Source organism: Enterococcus sp. B2E4 (assembly GCF_030499455.1).
GTDB lineage: Bacteria > Bacillota > Bacilli > Lactobacillales > Enterococcaceae > Enterococcus_D > Enterococcus_D casseliflavus.
Map to the genome: position 1 here is coordinate 1 of NZ_JAUKPK010000034.1, position 14,046 is coordinate 14,046.

The following is a 14,046-nucleotide window of genomic DNA, read 5'->3' on the forward strand; positions in this document are numbered from 1 at the left end:
CTGACTTGAAAAGTGGTTCTAGGATTAGCTTATGACTGAAAGCAAGCTTATTCATCATGGTTGTCAATGTGGCTTTGATTTCCCCATCTCGCAAAAACAACATGGAGCAACTTTCTTTATCTTCGATACTATCTCAACATGTGTCGTGGATAAGGTAAGTATGTAAAATGGTATGTGGAACATAGTGATTTGCTGTAAATGATTTGCTAACTACTTTAGTTCTTTATACAAAGTATAAATCGGATATTTTATTATTTTTTCTTTTATATCTTCTGAGATTAGGTCAAAGTATTTGTCCGCTAAATCAGAAAGGGGTTCTTTTTTCATCACCTAATGGGTGATGAAGCAGAATACTTTAAAGACTATTAAATCAATGTTAGGAAAGACTATTAGTAAAACTATGAATTATTCAGGAAAAAAGGTTCTTTTTTAAAGTTTTCTATTGCTTCCTGGCGTTGATAAATGAGATATAAAGTCGGTGTTTGTACACGTCCTAATGAAAATGTACCTTGTACGCCTTTTTGTTGTAAATTCAAGGTATATAAAGGGCTTGCGTTCATGCCGATCAACCAATCGGCAATTTGGCGTGTTTGCGCTTCTTGATAAAAGGGATAGTAATTCATTCCTGGTTGCAAATTTTGAAAACCGCTTCGGATCACATCTTTTTCTAAGCTATTGATCCATAATCTTTTATACGTTTTATCTTTAGAAAAGGCATTTGCTTTATGGATAATCGACCAGGCGATATTTTCACCTTCTCTGTCGCTATCTGTTGCGACAATAATTGTATTTGCCTTTTTGAGAAGTTCAGCAACAATTTTAAACTGCTTTCCCTTATCTTTTGCAACTTCAAAATCGTATCGATCAGGAAAAATCGGCAAAGATTCAAGTTTCCAGTTCTGCCACTTTTCGTTATAATGACCTGGTTCTGCTAATTCGACTAAATGCCCAAAACCAAAGGTGATAAACGTTTCATCTGTAAATAGTGGGTCTTTGATCTCAAAATAACCGTCTTTTTTGGTGCTTTGTTTTAAAGCACTTGCGTAGGCTAATGCCTGGCTTGGTTTTTCAGCTAAAATAACCGTACTCATTAACTATCCCTCTTTTCATTGTTTTTTTCTTTGATCTACTGTCACGTTGTATCTTGATCGATACCTTCTAAACGTTCGGCGATTAATTCCAGTTTGTTCTTCAACTTCTTTATCGGAACAACCGTTCAAAAATAAATCAAAAGCATGTTTTAAACGTGGATCATTTTCTTTAAATTTATGCTGACGACCCTTGAATTTTCCTTTTGACTTAGCTATTTCAATTCCTTGGGCTTGTCGTTCTTTAATACGTTTACGTTCAGATTCAGCTTGATACTTATATAATTCAATCACTAAATTATTAATCAAACGCCTTAAATTTTCATCTTCAATCCCTGTCATGGAAGGAAGGTTCAATACTTCCAGGGTTGCCCCCTTAATTTGAATTTGATTCATCAATTCTGTTAATTCTTTATTATTTCGTCCTAATCGATCTAATTCAGTAACAACAACTATATCCCCTTCACGAATATAGTTAAGCATAGCTTGTAATTGTGGGCGTTCGACCGATTGACCGCTTAATTTGTCTGAAAAGACCTTAGAAACGCCCTCTAACGCTTTCAGTTGTCTATCTAAGTTCTGTTCTTTGCTACTGACACGTGCATAACCAATTTTAGCCATTTTCAACCAACCTCTAAAATTCTCTCGGTTGCAATAACCAATCAGCTATATCTACTTTTTCAATTTCAAATTGCTTATCAGAAATTGTCTTTTCGTAAGCGATAAAATCTTGCGCATATTGTTGCTCATTAAAAATAGCCACCACTTCGTCATTTTCTAAAACTCGATAAATAAATTTTTTCATTTTACTCCTCCTATTATGCCCAACTTAAATGACCTATTCACCAAGTCAATTATACTGCTAAAACCATATTAGGACAAATAAGTATACTCTGTTGACCTCTTAATGAAATACTTTCTGACCTAATAAATTGAGCTGCTGAAAGAGCTATGAAATGAGAAATCAAAAAAGGATCAAAAACTTTTAAGTTTCTGACCACATCCAAGATTTGTCCTAATACTCATAAATTTAAATTTTAATTGAACAATGATTTAGTTACGAGTTCATGAACACATAAATAAAGCAATACTTATTAAGTATGGTATCTAAAAAGAGCGTCCAGCAAATCGTTATTTCATGAACATTCAAACAATCACTTGAATATAGATAAATGCTCTGGTACAATACATTCAAACGAATATTTGAATGTAAAGGAATGATCGTATGACTAATGAAATTTGTGAAATTAATTGTATTCATGAAGATAGGGTTAATCGTGCTAAAGCTAAACTAACCGACTTTGACACTCGGTCAGTAACTGGTTTCTTTAAAATATTGTCAGATGAAAATAGACTAAAAATTGTACACGCCTTGGTTCATGAAGATGAGCTATGTGTTTGTGATATTGCAAATATCATTGATGCTTCAGTTGCAACAACTTCACACCACCTGAACTCCTTAAAAAAATTGGGAGTAGTTGATAGTCACAAGGATGGTAAGTTAGTCTACTATTTTATTAAAAATATCAAAATCTTAAATCTTATGGAGCTTGGCGTAAATTTTAAAGAAGAGGTGCTAGCATGAGTGAGAAAATGACCGAAAAAACCTATCGAATAGAAGGGTTAAGCTGTGCAAATTGTGCAGGTAAATTTGAAAAAAATGTGAAACAGTTACCAGGGGTTACGAATGCAACAGTAAACTTTGGTGCAAGTAAGATTTCAGTAGAAGGCCAAACAACTATTGAAGAACTCGAAGAAGCGGGAGCCTTTGAAAATCTTATCATTCGTAATGATCAAGAAAATCCTGAACAAGTCAGATCAAAAGAGTCTTTTATTAAACGGAATATCGCTTTAATCATCTCTCTTGGTTTTATACTTGTTGCTGTGATTTCCCAACTCTCATTGGGCGAAGATCATCTATTAACGAAAGCTCTTTATATATTGGCAATAATAATTGGTGGATATGATTTATTTAAAGAAGGATTCTCTGATTTGATCAAATTGGACTTCTCTATGGAATCCTTAATGACTATTGCAATTATTGGAGCCGCATTTATTGGAGAATGGGCCGAAGGTTCTATTGTAGTAATACTATTTGCTATTAGCGAAGCTTTGGAACGATTTTCAATGGATAAAGCAAGACAGTCGATTCGTTCTCTTATGGATATAGCTCCAAAAGAAGCTCTTATCAGGAGAAACAATGTAGAGCAATTAATCAGTGTCGATAAAATCGATATCGACGATATTATGATCATTAAACCCGGACAAAAAATAGCCATGGATGGACTTGTTATCAACGGTCATTCCTCAGTAAACCAAGCAGCAATAACAGGAGAATCGGTTCCTGTTGAAAAACAGTTAGATGATGAAGTTTTTGCAGGCACACTAAATGAAGAAGGTGTTCTTGAAGTCAGAGTAACAAAAAAAGTAACGGATACAACGATTGCCAAAATCATTCACTTAGTTGAAGAAGCGCAAGGAGAACGTGCACCTGCTCAAGCTTTTGTAGATAAATTTGCAAAATACTATACGCCATTCATAATTATTATGGCTCTTATGATAGTTGTTGTTCCTCCGCTATTCTTTGGTGGCGATTGGAATAAATGGCTTTACCAAGGGTTATCCATTTTAGTAGTCGGATGTCCTTGTTCATTGGTGATCTCAACACCTGTTTCAATTGTTTCGGCTATTGGCAATGCAGCAAAAAATGGTGTTTTAGTAAAAGGCGGAGTCTACCTGGAAGAAATTGGTCATTTGAGAGCAATTGCTTTCGATAAGACTGGAACTTTAACAAAAGGAAAGCCTGTCGTAACAGATTTCATTACAACCAGTTCTGACACTGGTATAAATTATCTATCGATTATTTCATCGCTGGAATCTCTTTCTCAACACCCATTAGCTTCTGCTATTTTAAATGAAGCAGATAAGACTAATGTTGATTACAAGTCAATACAAATCGAGGATTTCCAATCTATCACAGGTAAAGGGCTTACGGGGATATATCAAAACATACGTTACTATATTGGAAGTCCTAAACTGTTTTCTGCATCAGTAATCGAAGAAACAGCGGTCAAAGTACAATACAGACAATTTCAAGAACAAGGGAAAACCGCCATGTATTTCGGTACTGACGAACAAATTTTAGGTGTAATTGCTGTCGCGGATGAAGTAAGAGATTCAAGTGCTGACGTTATTTCTGAACTCCACAAATTGTCAATTGAACACACTATTATGCTTACTGGTGATAATACTAAGACAGCTGAATCTATTGGTAGACAATTAGGTGTGACTGAGATAAAAGGAGATCTAATGCCTCAAGAAAAATTAGATTCGATTAAAGCATTGCGGACAACTTATAATAAAGTAGCAATGGTGGGCGACGGCATTAATGATGCACCAGCATTAGCTGCATCAACGGTAGGTATTGCAATGGGAGGTGCAGGAACAGATACGGCTCTCGAAACGGCTGATGTTGCTCTAATGGGTGACGATTTACAAAAATTACCATTCATTGTTAGACTTAGTCGCCAAACTCTAAAAGTAATTAAGCAAAATATCACGTTCTCATTGGGGATAAAATTATTAGCTCTACTACTAGTCATACCAGGTTGGTTAACACTATGGATTGCTATTGTAGCAGATATGGGAGCAACGCTTTTAGTAACATTAAACGGATTACGATTGATGAAAGTTAAATAACACAACAAATAAAAGAAGGCATGTTTATAAGCGTGCCTTCTTTTTATGATACATTTTTAGTTTTTTTGAACGCTAGTTATGAAGCAAACTATGCGCCATTTAAATATTAAAATGACAAGGCCCTAAAAGAAAAGTGATTTCCTCTTAGAGCCTCTAAGGATGGAGCGATTTTAGCGAATGTGACATAATCTGATTGTGTCACATCAGTAAAATTTATGGAATATATTTAAGCAGATACTTTTTAATAGCACTTTTCTCAGAATGTCTTGCATAAGACCATTAAAATCAATGATTTTTATTCTCTACATTTGATATTTTATCTGATAGATAATCAGTGATCACCAAAAGCACACCAAACGTCAACATTACATCTGCAATATTAAATACAGGGAAATTTAGAAAATCAAGACGTAGCATGTCAACTACATAGCCAATCCTTATTCGATCTACTAAGTTTCCCAATGCACCTGCAATAATAAAATTCAGGCCACTCGTCAGAATCTTTTTTTTACTTTTTAACATTAGCCAACCCAACATAGCGATTATGGGCACCGATATAACAATCAATAAGTTTGTATTATTACTCAAAATCCCCCAAGCTGCCCCACTATTTTGAATATAGGTCAGTGAAAAAATATCGGGAATAATGACTCTTTCTTCATATAATGCAAAAATATTAACTGTCAATAATTTAGCAATCTGATCTACACTTAGAAGAACGAATATTGATATTACACTTACAAATAACATGAAAGCCCTCATCATCTAAATATTTATTTATTGAATAAATTTGAAAGTTTTTCCCATAACAACAATATAGTTTCCTTGTTATTAAAAAAAGGTATTTGCACAGTATCTAAATTTTCAAATAATCCAGCTGCCTGATCATAATAATCTGCTAAGAATGTAGCTTGTTCATTCAAAAGAGCATTTGCTTCTTCAATATTGCCATTAGCTATTAGATCTTTGATTGTTTGTAAAATTTCTTCTCTATTCATTGAGTTCCTCCGTATCAAAATATTTACCTCAATTACTTAACACATCAGCTAATAATCACAAATTAACACTGATAAAGATAAATGATACTATAATTAAAACTAGGAATATTTGAGTTAAACAGCCTAAGCAGCCTCTGTTACTTCTATAGGAACCATGATTACCATGATGTTCTTTTTTGTAAGTGTTACTTTTATGGTGGTCATCTCTATAATAATCTTTTTTGTGATGGTGTCCCACAAAATTCACCCTCTTCCATAGTGTGTTCAAACAGAACTTTTAAAATAGTTTTTATATGTTCATCATTCAAGGAGTAGTACATATACTTTCCTTTACGCTCTGCTGAAACCATCCTATTACTTTTCAACTTAGAAAGATGATGCGATGTTGCTGTGTGTGATCTTTGGACCAATGACTGTAATTCAGAGACATTTCTTTCTTGTTTCGACAAAAAAAACAGTATTTTTAGTCTGGTTCGATCATTGAGTACTTTTACGATTTTCTGGGCTCCCTCAACTGATCTTTCTAAATCCTTATTTTTCATTTAGAATCTCCGTCCTATAATTTTCACATTTCTTTTTGAGGAATTAATAATCTCAATCCGTTAAAAATAACCAACACAGTACTTCCTTCGTGAGCTAAAACTCCTATTCCTATAGTCATTTTACCTAAAAAGTTTAATGATATTAATAGCAACACAATAAACATTGAAAAGATAATATTCTGCCAGACAATTTTATTTAATCGTCTAGATACTTTATGAGCATAAACTAAATTCGATATGTCATTCTTCATTAGAACCACATCCGCTACATCGATAGCAACATCCGTTCCATCGCCCATAGCAATTCCTACATCCGCATTAACTAAAGCTGGCGCATCATTGACTCCGTCACCTACCATTGCAGTTAGTCCATATGAATCCTGTTGCTGTTTAACAATTTTCGCCTTATCTTCCGGTAAAACATTAGCAATTACTTGACCAATCTTTAGCTCATTGCCAATCGATTCACCCGTAAGTTTAGCATCTCCTGTAATTAAAGTAGTGTGAACACCTTGATCATTGAAGTATTCTATTGCATCTTTTGCATTCGAGTTAGGGACATCCATTAATGCAATTAAACCTATAACTTCCTTATTAATTGCTATTAAAACAACAGTCTTTCCGTCTTTTGAATACTCATTAACTTTTTCTTTTATGTTTTTATCATAACTGTTAAATTCCGAAGGTTTAGAAATTCTATACTCATTATCATTGAAAGTTGATACTAATCCTCTGCCAACCTCATTTTCTACTGATAGTGTTTTTGTCTCCGTATGTGGAAAATTACTAACTATAGCAGTCGCTAAAGGATGATTTGATTCTTTTTCCATTGATACAATAACGTCGATTACCTCTTCTTCGTCGACCCCATCAATGAAATATTGATTTGTAACAACGGGTTTTCCTTTCGTCAAAGTCCCTGTTTTGTCAAAAGAAATAGCTTTAAGTTCCCCTAAATTAGATAAAAATGATCCCCCTTTAAACAGTACACCTCTCTTAGCTAAATTAGAAATCGCTGATAAAGTAGCTGGTACCGCACTAGCTGCTAATGCGCAAGGTGAAGATGAAATTAAAAATACAATACTTCGATATAAAGTTACATTCCAGCTCCATCCAAAAACTGTTGGACCCAAGACCAATATAAATGGGAAAATCATCAATACTAAGGTCACATACTTGGGCTCTAACCTCTTTATGGTTGTTGCTGTTTTACTCAAATTTTTCTGCGATTGATCAACTAGTTTTAATATTTTTGCAAATACAGTATCACTACTATCTTTTGAAACTTCCATAACAAATGAACCGGTACCATTAATTGTACTTCCGAATACATCGTCACCCACTGTTTTTTCTTTTGGAATACTTTCACCGTTTATAGACGACTCATCGATTGATGTTGTTCCAGAGATTATTTTCCCATCTGTAGGCACTTGTCCTCCATTTAAAACTTGCACTTTATCTCCGACCACTAATTGATCAACTGACACGACTTCAACAGAGTTGTCAGTTGATATTCTTCTAGCTTCAGTGGGATTTAGCTTTAGTAGATTCGTAATTTCTCTCTTACTCTTACCCTCAGCGTAATCTTCTAAGAAATGTGCTCCGGCAAAAATCAAAATCAATAGACCGGCTTCCTCAAAACTACCAATAATCATTGCGGCAGCTGCTGCTAATACCATTAAAAAATGAATATTAGGCATGAATTTTTTCGTTCTCAAACTATCTTTTATTGTATCTCCAAAGCCCTCTATGATTACATGGTACCCTGCAGAAACCACCGTAATACTAAATAACATGTTAGAAAGTATAAGTAGATCTTCTCCTAAAAATAGAGCAATTAAAAATGTGATTAACCCTATGAAGTAAAAATATACTGGGATATTCCCATGGCTATGATCGTGTTCTTCATTATGTTTATGCTCAGTGCCTCCATGGTTACTAGTCTTGTTTTTAAGAGAATGATTTTTGTTGTTGATTTCTTCTTTGTCCATTTACGTTACCTCCTAAATATTGTTTATGATTAATCATAGTTTTTGAATTCTTTGTTTTCATTCAAAATCTCATCTACATTTCGCCGATAAAAATCATGCTCTTTCAGCCACTCCTTAAAGCTCCCCTCAGATAACTGATAGATTCCTTTTATTTCTTGGTTATTGAAACCTAAGCTAAGTAATTTTAAATATTTCTCTAAAGTTAAGTCTCCAATTTTTTTGTTTTTGGAGTTATATCCTAGAAACTGTCCCAACAACTGAATTTCTTTTTTTAGTTCTGTATGATCACTATCTAACCAGTTAGGATTTTCATTTAAAAGCTTAATCAATTTTCTCCGTATTTCTTTTTTTCTTTCTTTTGACATCTTACTCATCCTTTAGTTAATATAAGAATATTATAAATGATTAATCAAACATATGTCAAATCATTCATATGTATTTTAAAAAAATTACGGTTTTTCTTCTGTGCAATCAGCTTCGATCGATTGCTTTTGAATATATACCATCGATTTCCACCTAAATTTACGTCGATATCTAAAACATATTCTATAAATGAGATTAAAGTGTTTTGAAAAATATTGAAATAATTACCTAATTTATATTCTTTATACTTGTCTTTAACGTATTAAAAGATAATTCTATTACTTCGAATAATTTAAAAAAAGTGTATAAATCCAGTAAAAAATCTAGCGTAATAAAGCATACTGCCTTAAACACTAGATTTCTCTAAAATAATAAACATGAAATTCTATAAGCCTATATAAGTCGCTGGGTCCACAAAACCGGACCACAATCCAGTAGACATGCCCAAGTGCAGATGAACTCCAGTAGAATTACCCGTCGTTCCCATCCCTCCTAAGTATTCTCTTGAAGAGACTGACTGGCCTACTGATACCGCCGGTGGGGTACTCATATGCATATAATAACTATACATACCGTTAGAGTGTTTTATAATCACATGATTTCCAGTAGACGGTCCATAACCTGCTGCAACAACTTCTCCGGAATTAATTGAAAAAATTGGAGTTCCAGTAGATCCGGTAAAATCTAAACCATCATGTTGATTTCCAGAATATCCTGTGGGATCTGAGCGAAACCCAAATCGGCTTGAAATATTAATAGAATCTAGAGGCCTACTCCAACCAGTATTTGACGAACTAGACTCCTCGGTTGATAGAACATCTTTTTCTTTGGAAGATAAATCTACGTTGCTTTTTTCTTCATTCGATACAACATTTTCTTCAGATTTACTTGTCTCGCTTGGATTTTCTTTTGTAGCTTTTTCATCAACCAATTCCGCATTCTCTGCTGAATTATCAATAATTGTCTCTCGTTTCTTAGATACTTCCAAATCAGCCATTCTCTTAGCGTCTTCTTCAATTTTTCGTTGCTTTTCCAAAGCCTCTAAAGCTAATTTCTTTTTCTTTTCTGCCTCATCTCTTTCCTCAATGAGTTTCTGTTTCTTTTCTTCTTCAGTATTTAAAGATAGGGATAATTCAGCTAACTCTAATTCTTGTCCCAATTTGATATCAACTAAGTTTCTTTGTTTCTTATCTAATTCAGCAGACTGATCTTCAATGTCAGTTAGTTTTTTTTCTAATTCTTTTTCAAGTGCAACACTCTTTTTTATATCCATCTGCTGCTGTTCTACTACACCGTTACTCGCGTTCATAATCGTAATAGAGGCAACGGCTTTATTTATTGCATCACTAATAGATTCTGAGCTAAGTAATGTCTCTATTAAACTATTAGATGAATCAGAAGTTTGAATATCTCTAGCTTGATTTCTTAGCAATTCTTTTCTTTTGTTAATCTTTATTGTCAGCTCCGTTATTTCTTTAGAAATTTCATTTGCTTTTTTTTCCGTAACTGATTTATTTTCAAGTATTTCTTTAATCTCGGCATCAATTTTCTTAATTGAATTATCAGTATCTAACTTTTGCTCCTCTATGGTCTTTGTTTCTTTCTTTATCACGTCAATTTTCTGTTCCTGTTTACCAATCTCATTATCTATATCCTCCGCATATGCAGAAACCACCGACATAGAAAACAACATCAAAATACTGGAAATAAAAATATTTTTTTTCACAAAAATTCTCCTATACTTTTGATAAATATTATTTATATAAAGCATAGCAAATAGAATAAACAATACTCGAAATAATAGAATTTAAAACAAATAGAAATATTTTGTCATATTTTTGAAATACAAGTAACCGATTTTGATAGTAATCCGATGGATACTCAACAATATCTGATTACACCTTGTAGCATTAAAAAAGATATACAACTCCTTGTTAAGCTTTTCTTATCCTATCTCAGCTTTACATAAATGGGGGGATTAAAGGACTTTAGTCAATTAATTAAAATAAGTTTATCCTCAATTAATTCTCCTTGTAATTCTCATCTTAGTAATATATTTCTTAAATTGAAATATCAGAGACTTTTAAATCTAAAAATCAAGTACATTTACAGTTCATGAGTAAGCAGTGACTTCCTACAAATCATTCCCATTGGAAGCAATAACCCCTTTGTACCAATAAAAGGATTTCTTCTTGTATCTTTCAAAGTTTCCGCTCTGGTTGTCATTTCTATTGACATAAATCAATCCATATCTCTTTTTCATTTCCCCTGTGCTTGAACTGACAATATCTATAGGGCTCCAAACCATGTAGCCCCAGATTTCGACACCCTCATATATTGCTTGCTTCATTTGGAATGGCAACAGTTTTTTTGACAAATTTTATAAGGTGCAGAACTTCTTTCCGTATGCTATTCCGATTGTCCTTGACAATGAGCCTCCTCGGATGTGACGATCTTCGGCAGGAGCTAACAGTTAAAGTTAGACTGCCTCGCTAGCGTTAGCACATCCGAGCTCATTATCAAGGATTCGCTGCGCCAATCTCTGGTTACGGTAACCAACCGGTGTCTCGTAGCCAAGTGTACCGTGCAACCGAAGGTGGTTCCACCAATTGACATAGTCAAATAACTCCAAATCCAATTGTTGTAAGGTTTCAAATGTGTATTGATAGACAAATTCTACTTTCAACGACTTATAAGTTGATTCAGCTACGGCATTATCAAAAGGACAGCCTTTATGACTTAATGATCGATTGATATCAAAAGTTGTTAATAATTCATCAATAGCTTGGTTATCAAACTCTTTTCCACGATCAGTATGAAAAATCTCAACCTCTGTCAGAGGTTGTTTGATACGGCTAAATGCTTTTTTTACTAGAACGGCATCTTTATGTTCTCCACAAGAATAGCCGAGAATTTCTCGATTGAACAGATCCAAAATGAAACAGACATAATTCCATTTTTTCCCGACTCGTACATAAGTCAAGTCTGTTACGATCGCTTCTAATGGGTTGTCTCTTAAGAATTTACGATTCAATACGTTTGTCGTTTTGGCTTCATCGCAAGTAGAATGATGTACTTTAAAATAAGCAACAGTATAGCTCGATTTTAATCCTCTATTTTTCATGCTTCTACTAATTTTTCGTCGGCTGATCTGAATGCCTCGTTTTGATAAGGCTTTTTTTATTTTTCTTGAGCCGTAGGCCTTTCGGCTGCGGATAAATTCTTCAGCGACTACTTCTTCAAGTTCTGATTCATCTTTCTTTGGTTTTGATTGATAATAATAGGACTGACGTGATAGACCTAATATTCTGCACATCGCTGATATAGGGTAAAGATGCTTATTCGCATCGATTACTTGTCTCTTCGTCCGAATATCAGCGCTGCTTGCTTTAAAATATCATTTTCCATTTCTAATTGCTGGTTTCTTTTACGTAGTTCTAACAATTCTTTTTGTTCAGGCGTAAGATTATCTTTTTCTTTGAATGAACCACTCGTTTTAGATTGCTTTACCCATTTGTCAAATGCTGAAGCCGTTAGTTCATATTCTCGAATGATTTCTACACGTGGCTTTCCAGCTAAGTAAAGATTGACGATTTGTTGCTTGAATTCTTGTGAAAAAGTTCTTCGTGTTCTCTTAGACATAAAAATTCCTCCTGGTATGTTTTCTTCTAGTCTACACACCTTAATTTTTCTGTCTAGTTAATTGTAGCCTATCCATTCCTTAGGTTTGCCCTCTGAGCCTGTGTGCTTGGTAACGCCTTTAACGTTACAAGGTTTTTCATACCATGCAATTTTACTAGACCTCACACACCCCACAAATAATGGTGATAACATTTCTATTACCTGAATTCTCTAGACCCGTACATACGGACATTCGCTTAGTAATTGTCATTACATACTAACCATAGATAGTTTTTAGACCCCCGGCATATAGGTTGCGTCATCCACCTCTGGACAACTTTCCACATCTGAAAATAATTTTTTCCTTTGTTTGGGCAACTCTCTGCCGACTTTAACGCGCTTTGTACATCACTATGATTACCCATAATTTTGCACAACGTAACCTCAGGGTAGGCGTTTCAGGTTGTTAGCCCTTCATTCCACCATTTGAATCATCAGTTCTACTGAACTGAACACATTTGCGTTCTTAAATAATTCAGTGCCTAATCTTTTCAATTAGGAACGCATCGCACGCACGGAAATCCTCCCGTGATAATGTCCACACGTCCGATTCCTCGAATAAATTCATCTGAAAGTTTTGTGATATCATGCATTTCTACCTCCTGTTTTGTGTCAAAAATTGATTGATAACTTTTTCTGGCATGGCCATCGATCTCACAATACCCAACACATCGAAAGCCAGCTTGTTCCATCCCTAAACGAAATCCTCCGATTCCTAAAAAAAGATCTAAAAAGGTGCCTTTATTTTCTGTTGTACCATTTTCCATTGTTCACTCAGTTTCTTCATGCGCATGAAAGGTATTTCAAGTACCTGATGGATTAAGAATACCGAGGAAATGGTTTGTTAAATTTCGGAACAATGGTGGTAATTAGACCTTTTTTAAGAAAGAAAAGCGATCTTTTTTGCCCTCCACGTTCCAGCCGCCTCCACCACTTAGGAGGGCAAAAAAAATAGACGTGCAAGGCACGTCTGTAGAGCAAAAGGTTGATATTTCACTGAAATCTTGCTATACTTACTATGTAAAGAGGAGTTGCGCTAACAACTCCCCTACAGCACCGTTTAAGACGGCGGCGGATCAATTAGTTAAAAATAACCGTAACCCTGCTAAAGTTGACGGTTATTTTTTTGCACTCTTTTTTCGTTTCTTCTTGCTTTTACGCTTAGAAGAACGAGTGTTTATAATCGTATCTGCTAGTTTCACACATGCTTCGATTAAACCAATGAAGGCTAATAAAACAGGCGCTATTGCTAACAAAATGCCGATTATATCCACATCTTGCAAAAGGCTACTCCTTTCTTCAGATTTCGATAGTACATTCATAATGCACCACCTCACTTTCAAAAAAAAGGCCACCGTCACAAACTTTACTGTACTCATATTATACCATAACTCACGCTAAAAACCTATATTTATCAAGGCTTTTAGCGTTTTTTTTATGTCTAAATCCGAGTGAAATTCTTGTTCCTTCAGTCGCTCCAGCCACCACCACCGCTCCTTCAGAAACCGTGTTGCTGACACAACCCGAAGTGATCGGTAGAAAAAAATACCAGGATCAGGCAGAGATCTCTTGTTCTTTTAAAGCCAAAATAGACAAAGCATTCGCAAACTGCAGTAAGCCTGATTGAGAATCATCGACAATCACATTTTTCTGATAATGGATCCGATCGCTCACATGATTGATA

The 14,046-nt window shown here is 34.6% G+C and carries 13 protein-coding genes and 2 pseudogenes; 2 read left to right on the forward strand and 13 right to left on the reverse strand.

Annotated features, from left to right (window positions below; translation table 11 throughout):
* Positions 1-413: 413 nt before the first annotated feature.
* From Q1X33_RS16200 to Q1X33_RS16210, 3 genes and pseudogenes are all read right to left on the reverse strand, one after another.
* A pseudogene (locus tag Q1X33_RS16200) lies at positions 414-1,091 on the reverse strand (DNA topoisomerase); the annotation flags it as partial.
* A 15-nt stretch (positions 1,092-1,106) separates the two neighbouring features.
* Positions 1,107-1,709: a recombinase family protein gene (locus tag Q1X33_RS16205; RefSeq protein WP_071519129.1), complete on the reverse strand. Its 603-nt coding sequence runs from the start codon at positions 1,707-1,709 to the stop codon at positions 1,107-1,109.
* A gap of 13 nt (positions 1,710-1,722) precedes the next feature.
* Entirely contained in the window at positions 1,723-1,893 is a 171-nt protein-coding gene (locus tag Q1X33_RS16210) for a hypothetical protein (RefSeq protein ID WP_000713595.1), read from the reverse strand.
* A gap of 420 nt (positions 1,894-2,313) precedes the next feature.
* Here Q1X33_RS16210 and Q1X33_RS16215 point away from each other — a divergent pair, with 420 nt between their 5' ends.
* Entirely contained in the window at positions 2,314-2,673 is a 360-nt protein-coding gene (locus tag Q1X33_RS16215) for a metalloregulator ArsR/SmtB family transcription factor (RefSeq protein WP_029486036.1), read from the forward strand.
* Complete coding sequence (locus Q1X33_RS16220) at positions 2,670-4,787, forward strand: heavy metal translocating P-type ATPase (protein WP_029486037.1); 2,118 nt, start codon at positions 2,670-2,672, stop codon at positions 4,785-4,787. Before Q1X33_RS16215 ends, Q1X33_RS16220 begins: the two co-directional genes overlap by 4 nt.
* A gap of 285 nt (positions 4,788-5,072) precedes the next feature.
* Here Q1X33_RS16220 and lspA read toward each other — a convergent pair whose 3' ends face one another.
* From lspA to Q1X33_RS16270, 10 genes and pseudogenes are all read right to left on the reverse strand, one after another.
* Positions 5,073-5,537: a signal peptidase II gene (gene lspA, locus Q1X33_RS16225; RefSeq protein ID WP_034706604.1), complete on the reverse strand. Its 465-nt coding sequence runs from the start codon at positions 5,535-5,537 to the stop codon at positions 5,073-5,075.
* 23 nt (positions 5,538-5,560) lie between these two features.
* Complete coding sequence (locus tag Q1X33_RS16230; RefSeq protein ID WP_029486039.1) at positions 5,561-5,785, reverse strand: hypothetical protein; 225 nt, start codon at positions 5,783-5,785, stop codon at positions 5,561-5,563.
* Between the two features lie 206 nt (positions 5,786-5,991).
* Positions 5,992-6,327 carry a helix-turn-helix transcriptional regulator gene (locus Q1X33_RS16235; protein WP_051661423.1) on the reverse strand — a complete coding sequence of 112 codons (336 nt, stop codon included), beginning with the start codon at positions 6,325-6,327 and terminating at the stop codon, positions 5,992-5,994.
* A gap of 23 nt (positions 6,328-6,350) precedes the next feature.
* The gene (locus Q1X33_RS16240) at positions 6,351-8,318 is read right to left on the reverse strand and encodes a heavy metal translocating P-type ATPase (RefSeq protein WP_029486041.1); all 1,968 of its coding nucleotides are present in this window, start codon (positions 8,316-8,318) and stop codon (positions 6,351-6,353) included.
* A gap of 29 nt (positions 8,319-8,347) precedes the next feature.
* On the reverse strand, positions 8,348-8,683 hold the full coding sequence (locus tag Q1X33_RS16245) for a hypothetical protein (protein ID WP_029486042.1): 336 nt from the start codon (positions 8,681-8,683) through the stop codon (positions 8,348-8,350).
* A 383-nt stretch (positions 8,684-9,066) separates the two neighbouring features.
* Positions 9,067-10,407 (reverse strand): peptidoglycan DD-metalloendopeptidase family protein, encoded by a 1,341-nt coding sequence (locus Q1X33_RS16250; protein ID WP_029486043.1) that lies wholly within the window; start codon positions 10,405-10,407, stop codon positions 9,067-9,069.
* 408 nt (positions 10,408-10,815) lie between these two features.
* Complete coding sequence (locus Q1X33_RS16255; RefSeq protein ID WP_081117352.1) at positions 10,816-11,031, reverse strand: family 1 glycosylhydrolase; 216 nt, start codon at positions 11,029-11,031, stop codon at positions 10,816-10,818.
* Between the two features lie 129 nt (positions 11,032-11,160).
* Positions 11,161-12,323, reverse strand: a protein-coding gene (locus Q1X33_RS16260; RefSeq protein ID WP_131732210.1) for an IS3 family transposase whose coding sequence is annotated in 2 segments (ribosomal slippage) — positions 11,161-12,047 and positions 12,047-12,323 — 1,164 coding nt in all. Because the reading frame shifts where the segments join, the coding sequence is not laid out codon by codon here.
* A gap of 551 nt (positions 12,324-12,874) precedes the next feature.
* A pseudogene (locus Q1X33_RS16265) lies at positions 12,875-13,129 on the reverse strand (DNA cytosine methyltransferase); the annotation flags it as partial.
* A 351-nt stretch (positions 13,130-13,480) separates the two neighbouring features.
* A complete protein-coding gene (locus Q1X33_RS16270; RefSeq protein ID WP_010750032.1) occupies positions 13,481-13,684 on the reverse strand; it encodes a hypothetical protein in 204 nt (67 codons plus the stop codon).
* Positions 13,685-14,046: the final 362 nt, after the last annotated feature.